22 protein-coding genes are annotated in these 22,742 nt (G+C 69.1%); 9 read left to right on the forward strand and 13 right to left on the reverse strand.

From position 1 onward, the window contains the following. From dnaA to R0232_RS00030, 6 genes are all read left to right on the forward strand, one after another. Window positions 1-1,380: a chromosomal replication initiator protein DnaA gene (gene dnaA, locus R0232_RS00005; protein ID WP_093343595.1), complete on the forward strand. Its 1,380-nt coding sequence runs from the start codon at window positions 1-3 to the stop codon at window positions 1,378-1,380. 121 nt (window positions 1,381-1,501) lie between these two features. Further along, window positions 1,502-2,608 carry a DNA polymerase III subunit beta gene (gene dnaN / locus R0232_RS00010; protein ID WP_093343596.1) on the forward strand — a complete coding sequence of 369 codons (1,107 nt, stop codon included), beginning with the start codon at window positions 1,502-1,504 and terminating at the stop codon, window positions 2,606-2,608. A 141-nt stretch (window positions 2,609-2,749) separates the two neighbouring features. Continuing rightward, window positions 2,750-5,371, forward strand: coding sequence for a DNA topoisomerase (ATP-hydrolyzing) subunit B (gene gyrB / locus R0232_RS00015; RefSeq protein WP_093343598.1), 2,622 nt, complete (start codon window positions 2,750-2,752; stop codon window positions 5,369-5,371). A 348-nt stretch (window positions 5,372-5,719) separates the two neighbouring features. After that, window positions 5,720-6,241 carry a hypothetical protein gene (locus R0232_RS00020; RefSeq protein WP_093344147.1) on the forward strand — a complete coding sequence of 174 codons (522 nt, stop codon included), beginning with the start codon at window positions 5,720-5,722 and terminating at the stop codon, window positions 6,239-6,241. A 128-nt stretch (window positions 6,242-6,369) separates the two neighbouring features. Continuing rightward, on the forward strand, window positions 6,370-6,858 hold the full coding sequence (locus R0232_RS00025; protein ID WP_093343599.1) for a hypothetical protein: 489 nt from the start codon (window positions 6,370-6,372) through the stop codon (window positions 6,856-6,858). A gap of 119 nt (window positions 6,859-6,977) precedes the next feature. Continuing rightward, window positions 6,978-8,225, forward strand: a complete 1,248-nt coding sequence (locus R0232_RS00030; protein ID WP_431510869.1) for a metallophosphoesterase — start codon at window positions 6,978-6,980, stop codon at window positions 8,223-8,225. Window positions 8,226-8,232: 7 nt separating this feature from the next. Here R0232_RS00030 and R0232_RS00035 read toward each other — a convergent pair whose 3' ends face one another. Next, on the reverse strand, window positions 8,233-8,754 hold the full coding sequence (locus R0232_RS00035) for a polyhydroxyalkanoate granule-associated phasin (RefSeq protein WP_208511716.1): 522 nt from the start codon (window positions 8,752-8,754) through the stop codon (window positions 8,233-8,235). A 226-nt stretch (window positions 8,755-8,980) separates the two neighbouring features. On the opposite strand from R0232_RS00035, the gene R0232_RS00040 reads away from it, so the two are divergent. Further along, window positions 8,981-9,556: an acyloxyacyl hydrolase gene (locus tag R0232_RS00040; protein WP_431510870.1), complete on the forward strand. Its 576-nt coding sequence runs from the start codon at window positions 8,981-8,983 to the stop codon at window positions 9,554-9,556. Here R0232_RS00040 and R0232_RS00045 read toward each other — a convergent pair. The 3 genes from R0232_RS00045 to R0232_RS00055 are packed head-to-tail and all read right to left on the reverse strand — an operon-like array spanning window position 9,547 to window position 12,553. Continuing rightward, window positions 9,547-10,542 (reverse strand): lysylphosphatidylglycerol synthase domain-containing protein, encoded by a 996-nt coding sequence (locus tag R0232_RS00045; RefSeq protein ID WP_431510871.1) that lies wholly within the window; start codon window positions 10,540-10,542, stop codon window positions 9,547-9,549. The genes R0232_RS00040 and R0232_RS00045 overlap by 10 nt on opposite strands. Beyond that, window positions 10,539-11,810, reverse strand: a complete 1,272-nt coding sequence (clsB, locus tag R0232_RS00050; RefSeq protein WP_093343605.1) for a cardiolipin synthase ClsB — start codon at window positions 11,808-11,810, stop codon at window positions 10,539-10,541. Before clsB ends, R0232_RS00045 begins: the two co-directional genes overlap by 4 nt. A gap of 14 nt (window positions 11,811-11,824) precedes the next feature. Further along, complete coding sequence (locus R0232_RS00055) at window positions 11,825-12,553, reverse strand: endonuclease/exonuclease/phosphatase family protein (protein ID WP_172705372.1); 729 nt, start codon at window positions 12,551-12,553, stop codon at window positions 11,825-11,827. Between the two features lie 377 nt (window positions 12,554-12,930). Here R0232_RS00055 and R0232_RS00060 point away from each other — a divergent pair, with 377 nt between their 5' ends. Beyond that, window positions 12,931-13,368 carry a serine/threonine protein kinase gene (locus R0232_RS00060; protein WP_296797906.1) on the forward strand — a complete coding sequence of 146 codons (438 nt, stop codon included), beginning with the start codon at window positions 12,931-12,933 and terminating at the stop codon, window positions 13,366-13,368. Window positions 13,369-13,468: 100 nt separating this feature from the next. Here R0232_RS00060 and R0232_RS00065 read toward each other — a convergent pair whose 3' ends face one another. The 5 genes from R0232_RS00065 to R0232_RS00085 all read right to left on the reverse strand — a co-directional run bounded on the left by R0232_RS00065 (window position 13,469) and on the right by R0232_RS00085 (window position 18,339). Continuing rightward, the gene (locus R0232_RS00065) at window positions 13,469-14,041 is read right to left on the reverse strand and encodes a Spy/CpxP family protein refolding chaperone (protein WP_431510872.1); all 573 of its coding nucleotides are present in this window, start codon (window positions 14,039-14,041) and stop codon (window positions 13,469-13,471) included. Between the two features lie 150 nt (window positions 14,042-14,191). Beyond that, window positions 14,192-15,265 (reverse strand): flavodoxin family protein, encoded by a 1,074-nt coding sequence (locus tag R0232_RS00070; RefSeq protein ID WP_208511713.1) that lies wholly within the window; start codon window positions 15,263-15,265, stop codon window positions 14,192-14,194. Between the two features lie 92 nt (window positions 15,266-15,357). After that, window positions 15,358-16,257 carry a pirin family protein gene (locus tag R0232_RS00075; RefSeq protein ID WP_057591842.1) on the reverse strand — a complete coding sequence of 300 codons (900 nt, stop codon included), beginning with the start codon at window positions 16,255-16,257 and terminating at the stop codon, window positions 15,358-15,360. A 52-nt stretch (window positions 16,258-16,309) separates the two neighbouring features. After that, entirely contained in the window at window positions 16,310-16,873 is a 564-nt protein-coding gene (locus R0232_RS00080; RefSeq protein WP_296788355.1) for a hypothetical protein, read from the reverse strand. Beyond that, window positions 16,870-18,339, reverse strand: coding sequence for a carotenoid oxygenase family protein (locus tag R0232_RS00085; protein ID WP_431510873.1), 1,470 nt, complete (start codon window positions 18,337-18,339; stop codon window positions 16,870-16,872). Before R0232_RS00085 ends, R0232_RS00080 begins: the two co-directional genes overlap by 4 nt. A gap of 131 nt (window positions 18,340-18,470) precedes the next feature. On the opposite strand from R0232_RS00085, the gene R0232_RS00090 reads away from it, so the two are divergent. After that, the gene (locus tag R0232_RS00090; RefSeq protein WP_431510874.1) at window positions 18,471-19,193 is read left to right on the forward strand and encodes a TetR/AcrR family transcriptional regulator; all 723 of its coding nucleotides are present in this window, start codon (window positions 18,471-18,473) and stop codon (window positions 19,191-19,193) included. An 11-nt stretch (window positions 19,194-19,204) separates the two neighbouring features. Here R0232_RS00090 and R0232_RS00095 read toward each other — a convergent pair whose 3' ends face one another. Genes R0232_RS00095 through xrtQ form a run of 4 tightly spaced genes read right to left on the reverse strand, consistent with a single transcriptional unit; the run spans window position 19,205 to window position 22,740 of the window. Beyond that, window positions 19,205-19,951 (reverse strand): GNAT family N-acetyltransferase, encoded by a 747-nt coding sequence (locus R0232_RS00095; protein WP_431510875.1) that lies wholly within the window; start codon window positions 19,949-19,951, stop codon window positions 19,205-19,207. Beyond that, window positions 19,948-21,237, reverse strand: coding sequence for a biosynthetic peptidoglycan transglycosylase (locus R0232_RS00100; protein WP_431510876.1), 1,290 nt, complete (start codon window positions 21,235-21,237; stop codon window positions 19,948-19,950). The genes R0232_RS00095 and R0232_RS00100 overlap by 4 nt, the downstream gene beginning before the upstream one ends. Beyond that, the gene (locus tag R0232_RS00105) at window positions 21,234-21,800 is read right to left on the reverse strand and encodes a hypothetical protein (RefSeq protein ID WP_431512952.1); all 567 of its coding nucleotides are present in this window, start codon (window positions 21,798-21,800) and stop codon (window positions 21,234-21,236) included. The genes R0232_RS00100 and R0232_RS00105 overlap by 4 nt, the downstream gene beginning before the upstream one ends. Window positions 21,801-21,804: 4 nt before the next feature. Further along, window positions 21,805-22,740, reverse strand: coding sequence for an exosortase Q (gene xrtQ, locus R0232_RS00110; protein WP_208511707.1), 936 nt, complete (start codon window positions 22,738-22,740; stop codon window positions 21,805-21,807). Between the last annotated feature and the right edge of the window lie 2 nt (window positions 22,741-22,742).

The raw sequence follows: 22,742 nt of genomic DNA on the forward strand, positions 1-22,742 counted from the left end.
ATGTCGACTGACGGCGTCGGCGAAAGCCTCTGGCAGGCCTGCGTCGACCAGCTCGCGCAGGAGCTGTCCGAGCAACAGTTCAACACCTGGATCAAGCCCCTCACCGCCGAGGTCGCCGACGACCTCTCGCGCATGACGGTGTTCGTCGCCAACCGCTTCAAGCTCGACTGGATCCGGGCCCAGTACGCCGGCAAGATCGCCGGCATGGCCGAGAAGATCTATGGCCAGCCGGTGGTCGTCGAGTTAGCGCTTGCTCCTCGGGAAATCCCCGTACGTGCTGCACCTGTCGCGGTCATGACCGAAACCGACGTGCCGCGCGACGTGGCCGGCCCGGGCGAGGAACCGCCGGCCGCCGGCTTCAAGAACCGCCTCAATTCTGGCCTCACCTTCGACACCCTCGTCGAGGGCACGGCCAACCGCATGGCGCGCGCCGCGGCGATGCACGTGGCCGGCATGCCGGGCCATCTGTACAACCCGCTTTTCATCTACGGCGGCGTGGGGCTGGGCAAGACCCACCTGATGCACGCGGTGGGCAACCGGCTGCTGGCCGACCGGGTCGATTCCAAAGTTCTCTACATCCACGCCGAGCAGTTCGTCTCGGATGTGGTCAAGGCCTATCAGCGCAAGACCTTCGACGAGTTCAAGGAGCGCTACCACTCGCTCGATCTGCTGCTGATCGACGACGTGCAGTTCTTCGCCAACAAGGACCGCACGCAGGAAGAATTCTTCAACGCCTTCGAAGCCCTGCTGGCCAAGAAGTCGCACATCGTGATGACCAGCGACACCTATCCCAAGGGTCTCGCGGACATCCACGAGCGGCTGGTCTCGCGCTTCGATTCGGGCCTCACGGTGGCGATCGAGCCGCCCGAGCTCGAGATGCGCGTGGCGATCCTGATCAACAAGGCCCGCGTCGAGGGCGCCGAGATGCCCGAGGAAGTCGCCTTCTTCGTGGCCAAGAACGTGCGCTCCAACGTGCGCGAGCTCGAGGGCGCGCTGCGCAAGATCCTGGCCTATTCGCGCTTCAACCAGAAGGAGATCTCGATCGCCCTGGCGCGCGAGGCGCTGCGCGACCTGCTGTCGATCCAGAACCGGCAGATCTCGGTGGAAAACATCCAGAAGACGGTGGCCGACTACTACAAGATCAAGGTCGCCGACATGTACAGCAAGAAGCGCCCGGCCTCGATCGCGCGGCCGCGGCAGATCGCGATGTACCTGGCCAAGGAGCTGACGCAGAAGAGCCTGCCCGAGATCGGCGAGCTGTTCGGCGGACGCGACCACACGACCGTGCTGCACGCGGTGCGCAAGATTTCGGGCGAGCGCCAGCAGCTCACCGAGCTCAACCAGCAGCTTCACGTGCTCGAGCAGACGCTCAAGGGTTGAAACTGAAAACCAAAGTCAACCAGGCCGGACGCCGCGACAGCGGAGAATGGCGGTCTGTGCGGGGCGGTGGGGCCCTGATCGACCAAGCTGATTCAAAGAGATAAGAGAAGAGGTAGAAGACATGATCGTCCTGAAGGCAACACAAGACAAAGTCCTCGCCGCGCTGCAGTCGGTGGCGGGCATCGTGGAACGGCGACATACCCTGCCGATCCTCGCCAACGTGCTGATCCGCAAGACCGGTGGCCAGATCCAGCTGACCACCAGCGACCTCGAGATCCAGATCCGCACCACCGCCGAGCTCGGCGGCGACGAAGGCAACTTCACCACCACCATCGGCGCGCGCAAGCTGATCGACATCCTGCGCACCATGCCGTCCGACCAGACCGTGAGCCTCGAGTCGAGCGCGAGCAAGCTGGTGCTCAAGGGCGGCAAGAGCCGCTTCACGCTGCAGTCGCTGCCCGCGGAAGACTTCCCGCTGGTGCAGGAAGCCGCCAACTTCGGCCCGGTGTTCAGCGTGCCGCAGAAGACGCTGAAGGACCTGCTCTCGCAGGTCTCGTTCGCGATGGCCGTGCACGACATCCGCTACTACCTCAACGGCATCCTGTTCGTCGCCGAGGGCAAGCAGCTGAGCCTGGTCGCCACCGACGGCCACCGCCTCGCGTTCTCCTCCGCCACGCTCGACGTGGAAGTGCCGCGCCAGGAAGTGATCCTGCCGCGCAAGACCGTGCTCGAGATGCAGCGCCTGCTGTCCGACGCCGAAGGCGCGATCGAGATGCAGTTCGCCAACAACCAGGCCAAGTTCAGCTTCGGCGGCATGGAGTTCGTCACCAAGCTGGTCGAGGGCAAGTTCCCCGACTACAACCGCGTGATCCCGAAGAACCACAAGAACTCGGTCACGCTGGGCCGCGCGCCGCTCCTGGCCAGCCTGCAGCGCACCGCGATCCTGACCAGCGAGAAGTTCAAGGGCGTGCGCCTGAACATCGAGCCGGGCACCTTGCGCATCGCCTCGAACAACGCCGAACAGGAAGAAGCGCAGGACGAGCTCGACATCGACTACGGCGGCGACGCCATCGAGATCGGCTTCAACGTCACCTACCTGATCGACGCGCTGGCCAACATGGGCCAGGACATGGTGAAGCTGGACCTGGCCGATTCCAACAGCTCCGCGCTGTTGACCATCCCCGACAACGCGTCCTTCAAGTACGTCGTGATGCCGATGCGGATCTAGTCACCCCGCATCGTCGCAGCGCCCTGGCGCACACAGCCCGCGGTTCGCCCCCGCGGGTTTGCGCTTTCAAGAGGCCTGAAAAACCGGGTGCCCGCGAGTCCGTGGACCCCGTGAATCCGTGAGAGATAGAGGAATATCCGAATGAGCGCAGAAGAGAACAAGCCGGAAGTGCCGCACACCGAACCGGTCTACACACCCGAGATCGACAACGCGGTGCCGATCGAAGTCACGCCCGACACCTCCTATGGCGAAGGCTCGATCACGATCCTCGAAGGCCTCGAGGCCGTTCGCAAGCGCCCCGGCATGTACATCGGCGACACCTCCGACGGCACCGGCCTGCACCACCTGGTGTTCGAGGTCGTCGACAACTCCATCGACGAAGCGCTCGCCGGCCACTGCGACGACATCGTCGTCACCATCCATTCCGACAACTCGATCTCGGTGACCGACAACGGCCGCGGCATCCCGACCGGCGTGAAGATGGACGACAAGCACGAGCCCAAGCGCTCGGCCGCCGAGATCGCGCTGACCGAGCTGCACGCGGGCGGCAAGTTCAACCAGAACAGCTACAAGGTCTCGGGCGGCCTGCACGGCGTGGGCGTGAGTTGCGTGAACGCGCTGAGCGTGATGCTGCGCCTGGTGGTGCGGCGCGAAGGCAAGATCCACGAGCTCGAGTTCAGCCGCGGCTTCGTGCAGAACCGCCTGCTCGAAACCGTGAACGGCTTCGAGGTCTCGCCGATGAAGATCATCGGCGACACCGACAAGCGCGGCACCGAGGTCCACTTCCTGCCCGACACGGAAATCTTCAAGGAGAACAACGATTTCCACTACGAAATCCTCTCCAAGCGCCTGCGCGAGCTGAGCTTCCTGAACAACGGCGTGCGCATCCGCCTGAAGGACGAGCGCAGCGGCAAGGAAGACGACTTCTCGGGCGCCGGCGGCGTGCGCGGCTTCGTCGAGTTCATCAACAAGGGCAAGACCGTCCTGCACCCGAACTCGTTCTACGCCGAGGGCGAGAAGCCGGCCGACACCTACGGCGGCATCCCCGGCACGCACATCGGCGTCGAGGTCGCGATGCAGTGGAACAGCGGCTACAACGAGCAGGTGCTCTGCTTCACCAACAACATCCCGCAGCGCGACGGCGGCACCCACCTCACGGGCCTGCGCGCCGCGATGACCCGCGTCATCAACAAGTACATCGAAGAGAACGAGTTCGCCAAGAAGGCCAAGGTCGAGGTCACCGGCGACGACATGCGCGAAGGCCTGTGCTGCGTGCTGAGCGTGAAGGTGCCCGAGCCCAAGTTCTCGAGCCAGACCAAGGACAAGCTGGTGTCCAGCGAAGTGCGCGCGCCGGTGGAGGACATCGTCGGCCGCCTGCTGACCGACTACCTGCAGGAACGCCCGAACGACGCCAAGATCATCTGCGGCAAGATCGTCGAGGCCGCCCGAGCCCGCGAAGCCGCGCGCAAGGCGCGCGAGATGACGCGCCGCAAGGGCGTGCTCGACGGCATGGGCCTGCCGGGCAAGCTGGCCGACTGCCAGGAGAAGGACCCGGCGCTGTGCGAGGTCTACCTGGTGGAGGGCGACTCCGCCGGCGGTTCCGCCAAGCAGGGCCGCGACCGGAAGTTCCAGGCCATCCTGCCGCTGCGCGGCAAGATCCTGAACGTCGAGAAGGCGCGCTACGAGAAGTTGCTGACCAGCAACGAAATCCTCACGATGATCACCGCCCTGGGCACCGGCATCGGCCGTGCCGGCGCGACCACCGCGGGCGGCGGCGCCGACGACTTCAACGTCGCCAAGCTGCGCTACCACCGCATCATCATCATGACCGACGCCGACGTGGACGGCGCCCACATCCGCACGCTGCTGCTGACCTTCTTCTACCGCCAGATGCCCGAGCTGGTCGAGCGCGGCCACATCTACATCGCGCAGCCGCCGCTGTACAAGGTCAAGGTCGGCAAGGAAGAGCAGTACCTGAAGGACGGCAATGCGCTCGACGCCTTCCTGCTCAAGGTCGCGCTGAAGGACGCCAGCATCGAGACCGGCGGTGCCACCTCCCACACGCTCAGCGGCGACACGCTGGCCGAGCTGGCGCGCAAGCACCAGGTGGCCGAGGCCGTGATCCACCGGCTGCGCAACTTCATGGACGCCGAGGCCCTGCGCGCCATCGCCGACGGCGTGGCGCTCGACCTCGACACCACGCCCGCGGCCGAGGCCTCGGCCGTGGCGCTGCAGGCCAAGCTGCGCGAGCTCAACACCACCGGCGTGCCGGCCGAGGTCAGCAACGAGTTCGACGCCCGCACCGACAAGCCGCTGCTGCGCATCAGCCGCCGCCACCACGGCAACATCAAGAGCAGCGTGATCACGCAGGACTTCGTGCACGGCGCCGACTACGCCGCGCTGTCCGGCGCCGCCGACACCTTCCGCAACCTGCTGAGTCCCGAGGGCGCCGTGGTGCGCCGCGGCGAGGGCGAACGCGCCAAGGAAGAGAAGGTGTTCGATTTCCGCCAGGCCATGCTGTGGCTCATCGGCGAGGCCGAGCGCGCCACCGCGCGCCAGCGCTACAAGGGCCTGGGCGAGATGAACCCCGAGCAGCTGTGGGAAACCACCATGGACCCGACCGTGCGGCGCCTGCTGCGCGTGCAGATCGACGACGCGATCGAGGCCGACCGCGTGTTCACGATGCTGATGGGCGACGAGGTCGAGCCGCGCCGCGAGTTCATCGAGCAGAACGCGCTGCGGGCGGCGAACATCGACGTCTGAGTCGATTTCCGCCCTCACCGTCACGCCGCCGTGGTTCGCACCCGGCGGCGTTTTTCATGGGGGCGCCTGATCGCCGCGCCCGGCCCCTTCGCACCATTCCCATGCCGCCTCGCGGCGGAGTGCGCGCACGCAACGCAGGCCGCTCGCGGCGGGACCCAAGGGTTTGTCTGAGGGTAGATCGCCACACAGGCTGTAAACGCTTGTCACAAGCCCGTCACCAGCTATTAAAACAATAGCGTTCAAAGCCTCGGCGAGGATCGTTCCTCGTAAACGCTATATCTAGCCCGAGTCTTGCTAAGCAAAATCCTCGACGAATTCCGCGTCACCCTGATCGAGGACATCGAAGCAATGAAATCCATGCGTTTCCGCCGGTCCCTGGCCGTCCTTGCAACGTGCGGCACGGCCGCCATCCTCGGCGCGACCCTTCCGGCCCACGCTGCCCCGAATCCGCCCATCCAGACCGCCCAGGGCGTCGAATACATGTGCGGCGGCACCAACAAGGACGAAGCTGCATTCATGCAGATGGTCGCGCCGCGCTGGGCCGCCACGATCGAGCTGGGCATCAACGGCAGCCCCGCGCAGCGCGCGAGCTTCCCGGCCCGCGCCAAGGTCGAGGTGCGCGAGCGCTACACCGGCCGAGCGATCATGGAAGCGCTGTCGCAGGGCCCGTACATGCTCGCGCGGCTCGACCCGGGCGCCTACGACGTCAACGTCACGCTCGGCGGCCTCACGCTGACGCAGCCGCTGGTGGTGTTCGCGGGCATCCCGTCGAAGGCGACCTTCATGTGGCCGTCGAACTTCGACATGGCCTCGGTGCTGCCGCCGCAGCCCGAAACGCAGGCGATGGCGCAGACCAGCGCCGCGCGCTGAGGCGCCAAGCCGCTTCCACGGCGCAGCGGCCACCCGCCGCGCCGTTTCGTTAAGTCCTGTCTAAGCCGTGCGCCGCACAGTGGCGCCGTGGTTTTCCGCCACGAGAGCATGGAAAGAAAGGACTGATCATGACCCCCCGGATTTCACCGCGCGCGCGGCCGCTGGCCGCCGCCCTGCTGTGCGGCGCCCTCGCGTTCGGCGCGCTCGCCACCTCCGCGCAAGCCGCGTTCAACCCGCCGATCCGCATGTCGCACGGCATCGAATACATGAGCGGCGGCATCGGCAGCGACGAGGCGAAGCTGATGGAAACGGTCCTGCCGCGCTGGCCGGCGAGCTTCGAATTCGCGATCAAGGACCACCAGGGCGCGGACTTCGCGGCCGACGTGCACGTGACGGTGCGCGATGGCCGCGGCGTGGCGCTGCTCGACAACGTGGTGGCGGGCGGACCGTTCATGGTGGCGCGCCTCGAGCCCGGCAGCTACCAGGTCGAGGCCACGCTGCGCGGCCAGACGCTCAAGCAGCCGCTGCAGGTGGTGTTCGGCACGCCCACCAAGGCCACCTTCCTCTGGCCGGCGGGCACCGACATGGCCGCCGCCGGCACGCGCGCGGTGCAGTAAGCGCACGAAGGCACGGCGGCACGGACGCCGGGTGCAGGCGCTCACGTCGCCGCCCACACCCCGGCACCCGTCATCCCGGCATGCTGCGCTACTGAAAAAATAGCGTGGCGGCGACTTGAATGCACGGCATGCGCCTTGCAGATGACGTGTCCCGGGCAGTGCCCGAACCCATTGCCCCGATGCCGATCCGTCCCCTGAGCGTGTTGACCGCGCTCCTGCATGCCTACATCGCCCTGCGTCTGCTGCCCGCGGCCGCGGGGCTCACGCCGGCCTGGCCGATCGGCCTGCTGGCGCTGGTGGTGTCGGCGCTGACCATTCCGCTGCCCTTCCTGTCGCGGCATGCGCCGCGCAAGAAGCCGCTGCACGCCGTACTGCAATGGACCGGCCTGCTGAGCATGGGCTGGTTCTCGTCGCTGTTCGTGCTGACGCTGGTGCGCGACGCCGGCCTGCTGCTGACCTGGGTCGCGCAGCGCGTGGCCGGCCTCGCGGTGCCGTGGGACACGCTGCAGCCCTGGAGCGCGCTGGCCGTGTTCGGGCTGGCCACCCTGGTCTCGCTGATCGGCTTCGTCAATGCGCGCCGCACCGCGGACGTGAAGCATGTCGACGTGCCGATCCGCGGCTTGCCGGCCGCGCTCAAGGGCTTCACGATCGTGCAGCTCAGCGACATCCACGTCGGCCCGACCATCCGCAACAGCTACATCCAGCGCATCGTCGACGCGGTGAACCGGCTCGGCGCCGACGCGATCGCGATCACCGGCGACCTGGTCGACGGCACCGTGCCCGAGCTGCGCGAGCACATCGCGCCGCTGGCCGGGCTGCGCGCGCGCCATGGCACCTTCGTGGTGACCGGCAACCACGAGTACTACGCGGGCGCCCATGCCTGGATCGACGAACTGCGCCGCCTCGGCCTGCAGGTGCTGCTCAACGAGCACGTGGTGCTGCAGACGCGCAACGTGCGCGGCGCGCAGAACGACGAGGAAACCTTCGAGAGCCAGCTGGTGCTGGCCGGCGTGACCGACTACACGGCGGGCCACTTCGATGCCTCGCACGAGAGCGATCCGCAGCGTGCGCTCGACGACGCACCGCCGCTGGTGCACACGCGCGTGCTGCTCGCGCACCAGCCGCGCAGCGCACCGAAGGCGGCCGCGGCCGGCTTCCAACTGCAGCTCTCGGGCCACACGCACGGCGGCCAGTTCTTCCCGTGGAACCTGTTCGTGCCGATGCAGCAGCCCTTCACCGCGGGCCTGCACCGGCTGCAGGACATGTGGATCTACGTGAGCCGCGGCACCGGCTACTGGGGCCCGCCCAAGCGCTTCGGCGCCCCGTCCGAGATCACGCTGCTGACGCTGATGCCGGCGCGCGGCTGAGCGAGGCTCAGCTTGCGGCCTGCTGCGCGCCGAGCCGCCGCGCGTTGGCGGTGGCCACCGCGTGGATCGGCTTCAATCCCTCGCTCGCGATGCGCGCCGTGCTGTTCGGCCAGCGCTGGGCCGCGTTCGCGGCGCGCGAAGCCGCGCGGATCAGCGCATCGCCATGCTCGGCCACCTGTGCCGGCGTGACGCTGCCGGCCAGCGAAAGGAAGGCCGCGGCGCCATGCAGGCATTGCTGGCAGATCCGGCTCGCGAGGCCGATCTGGCTGCTGTGCCATTGCCGCGCCATCGCGAAACCCGAGGCATGCGCGGCCTCGAGCTTCTCGTCGCCCATGCGCCGGAATTCGACCAGGTCGTCGGCACTCGGCGCGAGCCCCGCCTGCGCGATGCGCTCGGTGCGCAGGCGGATCACGGTGCCTGACGACAGCAGCATCTCCTGCGTCTTGAGCGCGAGCTCGGTCCATTCGCGCAGCGGCCACAGCGGCCATGACGAAACGCTGAAGGAGGGAAGGGAAGAAGTGGACGACATCGTGAGAGCGGCGTAATGCCTGCGAGGGAGATCGGCCCACTATAGGCCTGCCGCGTGGCGAATGCTGCAGTGCAACAAGAACCTGAGCGCATTCCGTGGCGTTTCGCACGTGTTGTTGGCGAAGTCCTACCCCTCGACGTGGAAATCGCGTATCGGCACGACACGAAACTGAACGCAAAGTGAATATGACCTTCAGTTTTCATCATTCGCTTTGGCGATCCGGATCATGAGATTCAACGCTTCCACCCCGCTCCGTGCCGCCGCGCTGGCCGGACTGCTGGGCTTGCTGGGCAGCAGCGCCCACGCCTTCGAGGACAGCCAGCGCGGCTTCTACGTGGAAGGCGGACGCGCGCCCCACGGCCAGATGGGCAGCACCAATGCCTTCACCGTCGGGATGACGCTGCCGTGGTCACCGCGACGGCCGGTGCAGGAAGGCGCGCTCACCACCTATTGGGACGTCTTCCTCAGCGACTGGCACGCGCCCGCGCTCGACGACGGCCGGCGCGACTACGTGCAGATCGGCGCCATCTACACCTGGCGCTGGCGCTTCGCGCACGGCGACTCGCCCTGGTACGTCGAAGGCGGCGTGGGCGGCAGCGTGATGGACCATGTCTATCGGACCCCAGACCGCAGCTTCAGCACCGCGTTCCAGTTCACCGAGGTGCTCGGCGTGGGCCGCAGCTTCGGCGACCACGGGGAACACCACCTGTCGCTGCGCGTGCAGCACTTCTCCAACGGCGGCATCAAGAAGCCCAACCCCGGCGAGAACTTCGTGCGGGTGCGCTACACCTATCACTTCTGATGCGCGATGCGGGCCCGGCGCCCGCGCCGCGCGCGCAGCTCGGTCGCGAAGTAGGCCAGCGTGGCGACCACCAGCGGCAGCAGGTAGTAGAGGCCGCGGTAGGCGAGCAGCGCGGCCAGCAACTGCGCCTCTGCCACTTGGTGCGCGAGCAGCGCGACGAACACCGCTTCCAGCACGCCGAGCCCCGCCGGCACGTGCGTGATCACGCCGGCCACCGCGGCCACCAGCAGCACGGCCAGCACCTGCGGATAGGCGACCTGGCCCTGCAGCAGCAGCCAGATCACGCCGCCGATCAGCGACCAGTTGGCGCACGACAGCAGGAACTGCAGCAGCGCCATGCGCAGGGTCGGCGTGCGCAACTCGTGCCCGCGCACATGCCAGCGCTTCCCATGCGCGAAGGCGCAAACCAGCAGATAGACCGCGGCCAGCACCAGCAGCGCCGCGCCCAGCAGCCGCAACTCCTCGCCATCGACCTTCCACGCGGGCGGCAGGCCCAGCGGCCAGAAGAAGAACGCGGCGCCGGCCACCACCAGGTAGCCGATCCAGTTGGTGAGCATGCTGAAGCCCAGCACGCGCGTGATGGTGTCGTTGCGCAGCCCCAGCCGCGAATAGAGCCGGTAGCGGAAGGCCACGCCGCCGACCAGCGAGCCGAGGTTGAGGTTGAAGGCATAGCTGATGAAGGTCACGCCCATCACCGTGCCGGCGCGCAGCGGATGGCCCGTGAGGTGGCGACCCAGCAGGTCGTAGGTGCTGTAGAGCGCGAAGCTGCAGGCCGCGAGCAGGCCCGCGCCGAGCAGCGTGAGGGGTGGCAGCGCGGCGATCGCATCGCCGACCTCGTGCCAGTCGATGGACCGCGCCTGGTTCACGAGCAACCAGGCCACGAGCCCGAAGAAGCCCCACACCAGCGTTCGCCTGGCCCAGGGCCACGCGCGGCGCCAGCCGCTGGCGGGCAACGCATGCAGGCGGCCGCCAGCCGCCGTCGTCATGCGGCCTCCGTCGACGCGGGCGCGCCCTCGACGCCGTCGCCGTGATTCTTGCGTCGCCGGTCGCCGAGGTCGGTGACCTCCACCGGCTTCAGCCGCGGCACGTGACGCGGCAGCCAGCCCAGCAGCGAGGGATACCAGCGCATCAAGTGGAAGATGAAGAAGCTGCGCACCAGCCGCCAGCCGCTCCATTCGCTCGCGAGGTCGGCCGTGTCGATCTGCTTGCAGCTGTGCTGCATCAGGTGATCGAGGCGCTCGTGCAGCAGCGTGTTGAAGGCCGCGTCACGCACCACCACGTTGGCCTCGAGGTTGAGCGAGAGGCTCAGCGGATCGAGGTTGCTCGAGCCCACGGTGCTCCAGCGGTCGTCCATCAGCGCGACCTTGCCGTGCAGCGGCCGCTCGCAGTATTCGTAGATGCGCACGCCCGCATGCAGCAGGTGGTGGTAGAGCATGCTCGCGGCCGTCTTCACGATCGGCATGTCGGGCTCGCCCTGCAGGATCAGCCGCACGTCGACACCGCGCCGCGCCGCGCGCCGCAGTTCCTTGATGAGCCGGTAGCCCGGGAAGAAGTAGGCGTTGGCGATCACGATGCGCTCGCGCGCGCTGCGGATCGCGGCGCGGTAATGGCGCTCGATGTCGTTGGTGTGGTGGCGGTTGTCGCGCGTGACGAACATCACCTCGGCCTCGCCGGCCACCGTGTCGCCCACGGGCGGCGCCTGCCTGAGCCGGCGCCGGAACCAGCCCGGCCCCTTGCCGCCGACCGCGATCGCGCGCAACGCGAAGTGGTGGATCTGCGCCACGATCGGCCCGGCGAGTTCGACCGCGTAGTCCTGCTTGGCCTTCGGGCCGAAGTCCATCAGGTGGTCGGCCGAATAGTTGATGCCGCCGACGAAGGCGCGCTCGCCATCGATCACCACGATCTTGCGGTGCATGCGGCGGAACACGTTGAGCCGCTGGCCCAGGAAGCGATGGCCCGGGTCGAACACGCGCACCTTCACGCCGGCGCTGCTCAGCTCCTCGAGAAACTCGCGCGAGAGGTCGGGCGAACCGAAGCCGTCGATCATCAGGTCGACCTTCACGCCGCGCCGAGCGGCTTCGCACATGGCGGCGTGCAAGTCGAGGCCCACCTTGTCCTCGAACAGGATGAAGGTCTCGATGACCACTTCGCGCCGTGCCGCGCGGATCGCCTCGAACACGCGCGGGAAGAACTGCTCGCCGTTCTCGAGCAGTTCGATGCGGTTGCCCGCGACCCAGTGGTTGCCGTTGCTCATGGATGGATGCGCTTTCAGAGATCGATCTCGGCCACCAGCGGCGCGTGGTCGGACAGGTGCGACCAGGGCCGGCGCGGCAGCACCACCGGCGCGTGCACGCCGGCATTGCGCACGTAGATGCGATCCAGCGGCAGCACCGGGAAACGCGAAGGGAAGGTCTTGGCCGCGTGGCCGTGCGCATGCACGAACACCTCGCGCAGCGACGCGCCCTCGGCCAGGGTCGCATGCGCGCGGCCGCGCCAGTCGTTGAAGTCGCCAGCCACGATCAGCGGCGCGTCGGCCGGCACCTCGTCGCGCACGATGTGGCACAGCAGCTCGAGCTGCTGCTGCCGGTGCGCTTCGGCCAGGCCGAGGTGGGCGCAGATCGCATGCACGTCGACCGTGCGACCCGGCAGGCGCAGCACGCAGTGCAAGAGCCCGCGCTTCTCGGGCCCGGCCACCGACACGTCGTGGTTGCGGTGATGCACGATCGGAAACTTCGACAGCAGCGCATTGCCATGGTGGCCCTTGGGATAGACCGCGTTGCGCCCGTAGGCGAACTGCGGCCACATGGTGTCGGCCAGGAATTCGTAGTGCGGCGCCTCGGGCCAGTTGCTCACGCGGCGCGAATGGCGCGAGTGGGTGCCAAGCACCTCCTGCAGGAACACCACGTCGGCGCCCACGGTGCGCACCGCATCGCGCAGCTCGGGCAGGATGAACTTGCGGTTCAGCGCGGTGAAGCCCTTGTGGGTGTTCACCGTCATGACCTTCAGCGACACGGGCGCGGCCGCGAGTCCGGCCGCGGTGACGGGACCGGGCGGATTCGCGCCCACGGCGCGGGCGGTTTCCGCGTTTGCGACGGATTCGTTCGTGAAGATCGGTGTGGAGGACATCGGATTTCGGGTTGTACGTGCTCGATCCGTGCCCGCCTGTAGGAACGCGCCACCTTCTCGTGGCGCCTCCAGCCCTCCGACGCGAGAGGCTCGCGGCGCCTTCGCGCGCGGCCGGCCGGCTCCTACAGGCAGCCCTGACGCACCCCCACAAGGCCCGAACGGAGCGGCTCCTACGGTGAATTCAGGACGTCGGGAAAGGCGTCCGCGATTTCTTCACACCATCTATCGAGACGCAAAGGAAACCGATCATGAAACACGCACAGCAACGACTTCTTCGAGCGACCCTGCTGGCCGGCCTGATGGGCGCGGGCGGCTTCGCGATGGCGCAGACCTCCTCGATGCCCGCGGCACCCGATCCGGCGCTGGGCGGCCAGGCCAGCACGCAATCGCCGACCGGCGTGGCCAATCCCACGCAGCAGCCCGACGGCAATGCGCCGGTGTCGCTCGAGACCGTGCGCGCCGAGGCCCGTGCGCACAACCGCAACAACACCAACAACCTGGTGCCCAAGGGCGAGGCCAGTACCGTGATGAACGGCCAGCCGAACATGGTGACGGCACCGACCGGCGAGCAGTCGCGCTGGCAGGTGAGCCAGCAGGCGCGCAAGGTGAAGCCGCAATTCGGCCAGCCGGGCGAACGTCCGGAGGTGCCGACCAACCCGACCGAGAAGACCGGCACGCCGAAGTAATCGGATCGGTCGGATCGACCAGAACAAAGGCCCGCAACGCTTCGCGCGTTGCGGGCCTTCGTCATGGGCCACCCTCGGCGACAGCGCCGAGGGCCGGGGCTCAACCCTTGTCCGGTTGGGCGTCGGGGCCGCCATGGTGGCCGCCGCGATGGAAGCGGTGGCCGCCGAAGTGCAGGGTCTCGGCGTCGAAGGTCTTCTGCTGCTCGGGCGTCAGCGCGGCATAGAAGGACTTCGTGGCGTCGGCGCGCTTGGCGAACATCGCGCTGCGTTCGGCCTGGCGGGCCTGCATGCGTTCGATGCGCTGCGGCGTGGTCAGCTTGGCGAAGTCGGCGCGGGTCATGCGCTGGCCATCGGGACGCGGACCGGAGAACTGCGTCGCGCCGGTGTAGCTGGACCAGGCGCTTTCCTGCGAGGCATTGAGCTTCAGCTTGTCCTTGAGGGCCGCGAGACGCTTGGCGCGATGTTCCTGCATGCGTTCGAAACGCTTAGCCGGATCCATGCGCTTGTGGTCCGCGTGGGCCTTGCGCTGCGGGGCCGCGCCATCCGCCTGCGCCACGGCAGCGGCGGGTGCCGCGGTCGTGGGCGCCGGCGTCTGGGCGAAAGCGCCCGACGATGCGAGGGCGGCCGAGCCCAGCAGGCCGGCCCAGAGGATGCGTTGGCGGAGAGAGATCATGAGAGTGCTTCCTTTCGAAGAACCGCCGCCGATGGGCAGCTGGTGAGACGAAGTGTGGAAGCCTTCTGTAAGCCGTCCGTGAGCCCCGCGTGAGCCTGCGTAAAGAATGGTGAATGGCGGCGCGGGCCGCCGTGAATTTTTGCGCGCGAGCTACTTGGGACGCGGCCTCTTCAGGCCCCGGTCAGGCGATTTGAGCTTGCCGGTGCGCAGCTGCCGCACCGCCTGCGCCACCGCGCGCGCGACGTTTCGCACCTCTTCCTGCAGGTCGGCGTCGGCATCGAGCGTGTCGTGGCTGGTGGCATAGGGCTCGTAGTAGCCAATGTAGCGATCGAGCTGCGCCGCGCTCCCCGCGTCGATCAGCCCCATCCAGTCGAGCCAGTCGCAGAGGTTGCGCCGCACGCTCTCGATGCCGGCCACGTCGCCATGCACCACCACGCCATAGGCACGGCCATCGAGATGCTTGGGATAGCCCCAGCCCTCGAGCTCGAGCGCCTTGGCCTCCTCGGCCTTCTTGCCGTGCGTGCTGGTGGGATCGGGGTTGCCGCCGTCGGCGCACACCAGCCGGTCGATCATCAGCTTGAGCGGGCTCGTGGCCTGGTACCAGTGGGCGGGCGTGAGCACGATCACGCCATGCGCCGCGGTCCAGCGCTCGTAGATCTCGTTCATCCAGTCGCCGGTCTGGCGCAGCGAATGGTTGGGATAGCAGCTGCAGGGCCAATGGCACAGCGGCATCGCGGTCGAGACGCAGCCCTTGCACGGATGGATCTCGCGGCCGTAGTCGGAGGTCAGCAGGCTCAGGTCGAGCACATCGGTCTTCACGCCGCTGCCCTCGAGCACCTCGCGCGCGAGCTGCGTCAGCCGCCAGGTCTTGGAGATCTCGCCGGGGCAGGTGCCGTCGTTGCGCGGCGAACCATTGACCAGCAGCACGCGCGAATGGCTCTGCGGATCGGCCCACTTGGCGTGCGCCGCGTCGATGCGCGCCTTGGCCTCGAGCCAGTCGACCGAGAGTTCGTAGTCGGGATCGGCATAGCCGGGCCCGGCCTTGCGCGTGACGGGTGCCTTGCGGCCTTCGTGGTAGGCCTCCCAGGCGATCAGCTCGATGCGCCGCAGCGATTCGGACTCGGCCTGGAAGGCCGGGTCCTGGAAGTCCTGCATGAAGCGTTCATGGAACTCGGCGCGCTGCAGCGTGGCGGGCGCCTGTCCTTTTCGGATCGTGGGGGGCATGCAGGCAACGTAGAAGCCTCGCCCGGCCCCGTGCGCCGACCTCCATGCCGACACGCGGTAGGCGCAGGCCGCACCGCCGCGTCGGCGCAGGCTCAGCCGAAGCGGCCCTGGCGGAAGTCGTCGACCGCCTGCTTGATCTGCTCGGGCGTGTTCATCACGAACGGGCCGTACTGCACGATGGGTTCGTTCAACGGGTGGCCCGCGATCAGCAGCGCGCGCGCCGGGCTGTGGTTGGTCGAGCCGGCGCGCAGCAGCACGCCGTCGCTGCCGGCCTCGTTCGCGAGGATGGCCATGCGCCGCGTCGGCACCTCGCTGCCCGCGATCCACAGCGATTCGCGGAACACGTAGACCAGCGCGTTGTGCGACGGCGGCAGCGGCTGCGCGAACTCGGCGCCCGGCGGCAGCGTGATGTCGAGGTACAGCGGCTCGGTGCGCTCGCGCCGCACGGCGCCCTCGATGCCGTGGCTCGCGCCCGCGATCACGCGCACGTGCACGCCTTCGGCGGTGGTGAACTCGGGGATCTCGGCACTCTGGATGTCGCGGTACCAGGGCTCGCGCAGCTTCTCGTCGGCCGGCAGGTTGAGCCAGAGCTGGAAGCCTTCCATCAGGCCTTCCTGCTGCTCCGGCAGCTCGCTGTGCACCAGGCCGCGGCCCGCGGTCATCCATTGCACGCCGCCGTTCTCGAGCAGGCCCTCGTGGCCCGCGCTGTCGCGGTGCCGCATGCGGCCGGCGATCATGTAGGTGACCGTCTCGAAGCCGCGGTGCGGATGGTTCGGAAAGCCGCCGACGTAGTCGCCGGGGTTGTCGCTGCCGAAGGCATCGAGCATGAGGTAGGGATCGAGCCGCTTCTGCAGCGGCTGCCCGAGCACGCGCGTGAGCTTCACGCCGTCGCCATCGCTGGCCGACACACCGGCCACGATGTGGTCGATGCCGCGCGGCGCGGCCACGGGCTCGGTGGGATGGTGGAGATGATGGTGGTTCGTGTGGGTCATCCGGCCATGGTGGCACCAATGGCCCGACCGCGCCACCCGTGGGGGCGGGCGCTCAGCCCCCGGCCGCGGCCTCGAAGCGCGCGCGCATGTGCTCGGGGTACCACTGCGTGAAGCGGATCGCGCCGACGATGGCCGCGACCGTGACCGCGATGCCCACCCACAGCGGCAGCGAAGGCAGGTAGACCATCGCCACATCGGCCAGCACCATCAGCGCGAAGGCCACGGCCCAGGCGGCGGTGATGACCATGTTGACCAGCTTGAAGCCCGGCAGCACCCAGACCTCGGGCGGCGTCTGCTCCTTCGCATACTGCAGGGTGAAGGGCTGGCCGATGGCCATCGAGGCCAGCACCACCAGCAGCAGCCCCGCGTCGACGCGCAGCCGCACGCCGAGCAGCGACCACTCGGTGTGGGTGGCGAGCGCGAACACGGCGAGGCCACCGAACAGCAGCACGGTGCCGATCTCGAGCACCTTGACCGTGCGCTTCGGCGTGAGCCAGTCGCGCAACAGCAGCACGGCCGACAGCGCCGCCGCGGCCGAGAGCGCGGGCACCACGCCGAGCAGGCGGTCGAACAGCGCGAAGACGATGAAGGGCGCGAAGGCCAGCAGCATGCTCATGACGACGCTCCGAAGCGAACGGTGGGTTGCGCATCGGCCCGCGCGGCGGCGCCGGGCACGCTGCCCTCAGCATCGAACCAGTTGCCATGGAAGCCCACGGGCACGCGGTGCGGCAGCGCGGCGGTGCACAGCGGGCCGTTGGCCACGGCACGCGCATCGAAGACGGCGAGCTCGCTGGTGTTGGTGGCGCCACGCCAGATGGTGGCGAGCAGCCAGCCATCGCCTTCCTCGGCCTGCGCCGAGCGCGGCACGAACACGGCCTCCGACATCGTGTCGGGCGCCGGCAGCTTGTAGATGCCGCGCTCGCCGTTGGCATGGTCGACGTGCGCGAGGCCCGCGAAATTGCGCCGCGCCTCGGTGGAAGCCTCGTCGTCGCGCAGCACGTACCAGCCATGGCGGTAGGGCAGGCCGGCGAAGCGGTCATCGATGCGCGGGAATTCGCCGGGGCGCGGATCGAGCACGGTGCGCGTGAATTCGCGCGCCGGGTTCGCGAGCTCGAACTGCCAGCGCACCAGGCGCGCGGGCGGATCGCCCGCGCCGATCGGCGAGCCGTCGGGACGCGGGAACAGCGGCGGCGTGTCGAACTGCATCACGTCGGCGTACAGGCTGCCGTCGGCCTCCCAGGCATTCATCACGTGGAACACGTAGCAGGCCGGGCCGCGCCACCAGACGATGTCGGCGCTGCTGCCGCCGCGCGGCATCAGGCCGACGCGGGTGCCGAACTCGGGCTCCCAGGCATAGGGCGGGCGGCCCTGCTGCGCGCGCTCGAGGCTGGCGGTGATCGGCATGATCGGGAACATCACGTGGCCCTCGGTCACCATGAAGTCGTGGACCATGCTGGCATAGGGCGCCTCGAAGGTCTCGAAGCGCGTGACGCGGCCGTCGGCCGCGATGCTGCCGAAGCTCATGCCCGCCGACAGCGGCGCGGGCGTGCCGTAGCCGAAGAACAGCAGCTCGCCGGTGCGCGGATCGGTCTTGGGATGGGCCGTGAAGCTGCCGTGCAGGCGGCCGTCGAGGTCGGTGGCGCCGAGCGTGTCGAGCCCGGGCAGCGTCATCGCGATCGGCAGGTGCGCTTCCTCGAGCGCGAGCATGCGGCCGGCATGGCCGATCACGTTGGTGTTGCCGGTGCCGTCGTCCTCGCGCTTCGGTGCCTCGCCCTCGGTGCTCTGGAAGCCGACGCGGCGCCGTTCCTGCCCTTCGACCGTGGCCTGCCAGCGCTGGGTGCGCACCCAGCGGTTGCGGTAGTGCACCGCGCCGTCGGTGATGTGGAAGGCATGCAGCATGCCGTCGCCGGCGAACCAGTGGGCGCGCGGATCGGGCGCCACCGGGTTCGGGCCGTTGCGCACCAGCGTGCCGCGCAGGCCGGCGGGCAGCGTGCCCTTCAGCGGCAGCGGACCGACGTCGGTCTCGAAGTCGATCGGGCCCATGTTGGAAGGCGGGGCGCTGCGGGTGACGGCATCGTTCATCGGGGTTCCTTCGGATCGTCGGCCGGGGCCGGTGTATGGGTGGAAAAGCGGGGAGGGCTTATCTTTCCAGTGGAAATATCGTCGAGCCATCCGATGAAGTCAAGAGATTTTTCCAGTGGTAAGATTTTTGGATGCCTGTTGCCTCCCGTCCGCGCCGCCCCCGTTCCACGGAGCCGGCCACCGCCGAATCTTCGCCGGCCGCGTTGGCCGAGCCCGCCGCGCCGGCACGTCGCTATCACCACGGCGCCTTGCCCGATGCCTTGCTGGCCGCGGCCGAGACCGTGCTGCAGCGCGACGGCATCGCCGGGCTCGGCCTGCGCGCGATCGCGCGCGAAGCGGGCGTCTCGCACACCGCCCCCAAGCACCACTTCGGCGACACCACCGGCCTGTTGAGCTCGCTCGCCGCCGTGGGGTTCCATCGCCTGGCCGACGCGATGCGCACCTCGGCGCCCGAGGGTGCCGATGCCGGCGCGCGGCGCAACGCGATCGGCCGCGCCTACGTGCATTTCGCGCACGGGAACCCGGCGCTGTTCGGGCTGATGTTCCGCACCGAGAAGATCGACATGCTGCACCCCGTGCTGGGCGCCGCGGCCGCCGAGGCGATGCGCGTGATGGCCTCGATCATCGGCGGCGCGCCGCGGCTGCCCGACAGCCCGCCCACCTCGCTGAGCAATGCCGAAGCCATGCAGATGACCTCGGCCTGGGGCTATGTGCACGGGCTCGCGGTGCTGCTGATCGATCACCGACTGCACGGCATCCTCAAGCTCGCGCCGGGCTTCGACGATCCGCTGGCGCTGGTCGATGCGGCACTGGACGAGGTGCGCTTCGGGCTGGAGCTCGAGCCGCGAGGCTGAGTCCGCCGTTTTCAGGCCGAAGGCTGCCAGTACCGGTACTGCCAGCGCGTCTCGAAACCGGCGCGTCGGTACAGCGCCAGCGCGGGATCGTTCTGCGCCTCGACCTGCAGGAACACCTTTTCGAACCCCCGCTCGAGCGCCACCTGCGCCAGCCCCGCGAGCACGCGCCCGGCCAGGCCGCGGCCACGCTGGGCGGCGTCGGTGCGCATGCCGTGCACGCTGGCCCAGCCATGGCCGAAAGCCATCGCGCCCGCGGCGACGGTGCGGCCGCCTTCGCGCACGCTCGCATAGAGCGAGCCCTGGGCACGCGCCAGCACGCGCACGCGGTGGGCGCCATCGACTGGATCGAAACCCTCGCCGAGGAACAGCGCCGCCCAGGCCTCGTCGGGCGCGGTATCGACCTCTGCCGGCAGCGCGCCGGCCGGTGCCACGGCCTGCATCCGGCGCAAGGTGGCGGTCTGCACCAGCGTGGGCTTGGCGCCGCGATAGCGCCGGGCTTCGAGTTCGGCGCGCAGGCCGTCGAAGCATTCCAGATCGGCCAGCCGCAGCATGGGCGGGAGCCCCTGCGCGGCGTAGCCTTGCTCGATCCGCTCGAGCGTGCCCTGGGCCGCCGGCGCATGGCGCAGCGGCACGGCCGAGCGGGCACGCGAGACCGTGCCGTGGTCGAAGGGCAGCAGCCAGCCCTCGATGGCGCCGACGGCATCGGGCGACACGGCCGCGATTGTGGCGCGCTCGATCGCTTCGACCTCGGCGCTCATGGGTTCGGCTCCGGCGGCGCGAACTTCGCGCTGGCCACGCTCTTGAGCAGCGACTCGCGCTGGTTGCGGCTGATGCCGCGCACACCCTCGGCCACCCACTTCACGCGATCGGGATCGATGGCCCCGTCGCGCCGCCACTGCTCGAGCACCGCCTGCGGCTTGTGCAGCATGGCCGCGAGCCAGACCGCCTGCGCGGGTTCGAGACTGCGCGCGCTGCGCTTGAAATAGCGCTTGGCCGCGGCTTCCGCGCCGCAGAGGTTGCCGCCCCATGGCGCGTTGTCGAGGTAGAGCTGCAGGATGCGCGCCTTGCCCAGCGTCTGCTCCATCTCGACCGCGTAGAGCAGCTCGCGCAGCTTGCGTTCGGCCGTGCGCTCGCTGCCGGTCGCCAGCAGCTTCGCGAGCTGCTGCGTGAGCGTGCTGCCGCCGCGCTTCTGCGCGCCTTCCTTCTGGTTGTTGTCGATGGAGGCCAGGATCTCGGTCAGGTCGTAGCCGGTGTGGGTGAAGAAGCGCTGGTCCTCCGCCGCGATGACCGCGCGCGCGAGCCAGCTGTCGTTGGTCAGCCTGGCCGAGGGGCCGCAGCTGGTGCGCGCGCCCAGCATGGCCTCGGTGCCCAGGCCCTCGACCGTGAACTGGCTGACGCTGGGCAGCACCGAGAAGGTGGCTTCGGGCAGCACGACATGGCCGCGCAGCGCCAGCGTGCCGCCGATGCGCGCGCGCTGCAGCTCGGGCAGGCCGGGCACCAGCACCGCGTACCAGCGCGCGATCGGCGCGTCCTGGATGTCGACGCTGAGCTGCAGGTTCTTCGGCGCGAGGCGGCCTTCCCACTTGCCCTGCAGCGTGGCGGCGGGATCGCCCACGGGCGATCCCTGCGGCGTGGCGCCGAGCGTGCCGTTGAGCGTGTTGCCGTCGCGGCGCACCGTGGCCACCAGCCGCTGCACGCGGATCGGCTGCGCGCCCAGCGCCGGCAACTCTACGCTGCACGGCGCGCAGTGCAGTTCGAGCAGGCCGTCGGCCGCCTTCCAGGCGAAGCGCACGGTGCCGTGGCCGGTGTCGAGCGAGCGGCCGTCGAGCCATGGCGCGAACCAGGGCGAGGTGGCGATGCGCACCGCGGTCGGCACGCCGGTCTCGAAGGCGAGCGGACCGGCCTTCACCGTGGTGCGCCATTCGCCGGGCGCGGGGGCCAGCGCGAGCTTGACGATCAGGAAGATCGCCACGCCGGCCGTGATCACCAGGGCCAGCAGGCCGAAGAGGAGAAATCGCAGGGTCTTTTTCAGCAATGGGTTCACATCGGTCTCGCCACGGTGACGGCTTGCCACGGTCCGTTCGACCGGCCGCTGGCTGCCGCCCAGTACCAGGCTGAAGTGTCGGTGAAAGCGGCGCCATCGGCGTCGACGATGCGCTCGCAGACGCGGAACTTTTGCCCGCCGTGCCGTTGCGCAACAAAACAGCGCCACAAATGCGACTCGCCGGCCTGCACCTGGTGCTCCAGCCGCTCCTGCGCGATGCGGTAGCCGAGCGCGCGGTAGCAGTCGGCGGCCGGATGCAGCATGCGCGTGGGCTCGCGCACCTCGCGCATCACCAGGGTCTGGCGGCCGTCGGTCATGCGGCCGATGGCGCCCGGAAAGCGGTCGGCGAAGCGCTGCTCGACCTCGCTGAGCGCGAGCGGACGCAGCGCGGCACCGTCCCATTCGCGTGGCCACTCGATCGTGCTCGCCACCGGCGCGGCCACGACCGGCGTGCGCAGCGCGGCGGCGCCCGACCACAGGATGCACAGCAGCATCGCGATGGCGAACAGCGTCTTGTGACCCATGCGGTTGATGAAGTGATTGGCGAACAGACGCTCGAACATGTGCTCAATGGGCAGTGTCGACACGGCGGCCTCCCTGGGTGGTGATCAGGCCCGGAACGGGCCGCATGACGAAATCGAGGCCCGCGCCGCTTCGCTCGCGCGCCATCAGCCGCGCGATGGCGCCGCACACCAGCGCCAGCACGACCAGGCCCAGCGCGTTGTGCGCCCACGGCGCCAGCGGATGGCCGGCGCCTTCGCAAGCGATCAGCACGCTGTTGCGCACGATGTTGCCGGCCAGCACCGCGAGGCCGACCAGCGGCAGCCGGGCCAGGAAGCCGCGGTCGGCGCGCCGCGCCCACAGCGCGACGGCGCAGGCCGTGAAGTAGCCGAGCCAGACCATCTGCACGCCCGAACACGGCGCATCGACGATCACCATCCGGCCGTCGATCAGCAGGGTGCTGCCTTCGCGCGCCACCTCGAAGCCCGGTGCCAACAACCAGCGGCTGGCCTCGGCCGTCACCACGCGCAGCGGATAGCCGGCATAGAACTGCAGCGAGGACAGCAGCGGCAGCGCCAGCACTGCGAGCCCCGCGACCGGCACGGCCGCCACGCGGCGCGGCAGGAAGGCCATGAGGCCCGCCGCCAGCGACAGCACCGCCAACAGTCCGGCCGCGAGCGGCGGCAGCGCGGGCAGGCTGCCGAGGCCGGTGCGCAGCACGGTCGCCGCGAGCGTGCCGGCGCCGGCCAGCGCGAGCCAGCCCAGCCGCGGCGCGGCGCGCAGTTCGCCACGGCACTGCCAGGCCAGCGCCGCCAGCGCGACCAGCGCCAGCAGCCCGAGCGGATCGTCCGATCCGTCGACCATGCGCCGCAGCATCCAGCCCCAGGTCGGCGCCAGCGCGGCGAACTGCAGGGCCAGCCAGGCGGCGGCCGGGAATCGGTCGATGCGGATGCCCCAATCCACGATGCGTGGATGGCGGTGGGCAAGAGTTGCCAGGGACATGA

Origin of the sequence: Variovorax sp. DAIF25 (assembly GCF_050711835.1) — a bacterium.
Lineage (GTDB): Bacteria > Pseudomonadota > Gammaproteobacteria > Burkholderiales > Burkholderiaceae_C > Variovorax.

Bases quoted from the DNA above. Each gene is read 5' to 3' on its own strand.
- dnaA (WP_093343595.1), top strand. From the start codon at position 1: ATGTCGACTGACGGCGTCGGCGAAAGCCTCTGGCAGGCCTGCGTCGAC.
- dnaN (WP_093343596.1), top strand. From the start codon at position 1,502: ATGATCGTCCTGAAGGCAACACAAGACAAAGTCCTCGCCGCGCTGCAG.
- gyrB (WP_093343598.1), top strand. From the start codon at position 2,750: ATGAGCGCAGAAGAGAACAAGCCGGAAGTGCCGCACACCGAACCGGTC.
- R0232_RS00020 (WP_093344147.1), top strand. From the start codon at position 5,720: ATGAAATCCATGCGTTTCCGCCGGTCCCTGGCCGTCCTTGCAACGTGC.
- R0232_RS00025 (WP_093343599.1), top strand. From the start codon at position 6,370: ATGACCCCCCGGATTTCACCGCGCGCGCGGCCGCTGGCCGCCGCCCTG.
- R0232_RS00030 (WP_431510869.1), top strand. From the start codon at position 6,978: ATGCACGGCATGCGCCTTGCAGATGACGTGTCCCGGGCAGTGCCCGAA.
- R0232_RS00035 (WP_208511716.1), bottom strand. From the start codon at position 8,754: ATGTCGTCCACTTCTTCCCTTCCCTCCTTCAGCGTTTCGTCATGGCCG.
- R0232_RS00040 (WP_431510870.1), top strand. From the start codon at position 8,981: ATGAGATTCAACGCTTCCACCCCGCTCCGTGCCGCCGCGCTGGCCGGA.
- R0232_RS00045 (WP_431510871.1), bottom strand. From the start codon at position 10,542: ATGACGACGGCGGCTGGCGGCCGCCTGCATGCGTTGCCCGCCAGCGGC.
- clsB (WP_093343605.1), bottom strand. From the start codon at position 11,810: ATGAGCAACGGCAACCACTGGGTCGCGGGCAACCGCATCGAACTGCTC.
- R0232_RS00055 (WP_172705372.1), bottom strand. From the start codon at position 12,553: ATGACGGTGAACACCCACAAGGGCTTCACCGCGCTGAACCGCAAGTTC.
- R0232_RS00060 (WP_296797906.1), top strand. From the start codon at position 12,931: ATGAAACACGCACAGCAACGACTTCTTCGAGCGACCCTGCTGGCCGGC.
- R0232_RS00065 (WP_431510872.1), bottom strand. From the start codon at position 14,041: ATGATCTCTCTCCGCCAACGCATCCTCTGGGCCGGCCTGCTGGGCTCG.
- R0232_RS00070 (WP_208511713.1), bottom strand. From the start codon at position 15,265: ATGCCCCCCACGATCCGAAAAGGACAGGCGCCCGCCACGCTGCAGCGC.
- R0232_RS00075 (WP_057591842.1), bottom strand. From the start codon at position 16,257: ATGACCCACACGAACCACCATCATCTCCACCATCCCACCGAGCCCGTG.
- R0232_RS00080 (WP_296788355.1), bottom strand. From the start codon at position 16,873: ATGAGCATGCTGCTGGCCTTCGCGCCCTTCATCGTCTTCGCGCTGTTC.
- R0232_RS00085 (WP_431510873.1), bottom strand. From the start codon at position 18,339: ATGAACGATGCCGTCACCCGCAGCGCCCCGCCTTCCAACATGGGCCCG.
- R0232_RS00090 (WP_431510874.1), top strand. From the start codon at position 18,471: ATGCCTGTTGCCTCCCGTCCGCGCCGCCCCCGTTCCACGGAGCCGGCC.
- R0232_RS00095 (WP_431510875.1), bottom strand. From the start codon at position 19,951: ATGAGCGCCGAGGTCGAAGCGATCGAGCGCGCCACAATCGCGGCCGTG.
- R0232_RS00105 (WP_431512952.1), bottom strand. From the start codon at position 21,800: ATGTTCGAGCGTCTGTTCGCCAATCACTTCATCAACCGCATGGGTCAC.
- xrtQ (WP_208511707.1), bottom strand. From the start codon at position 22,740: ATGTCCCTGGCAACTCTTGCCCACCGCCATCCACGCATCGTGGATTGG.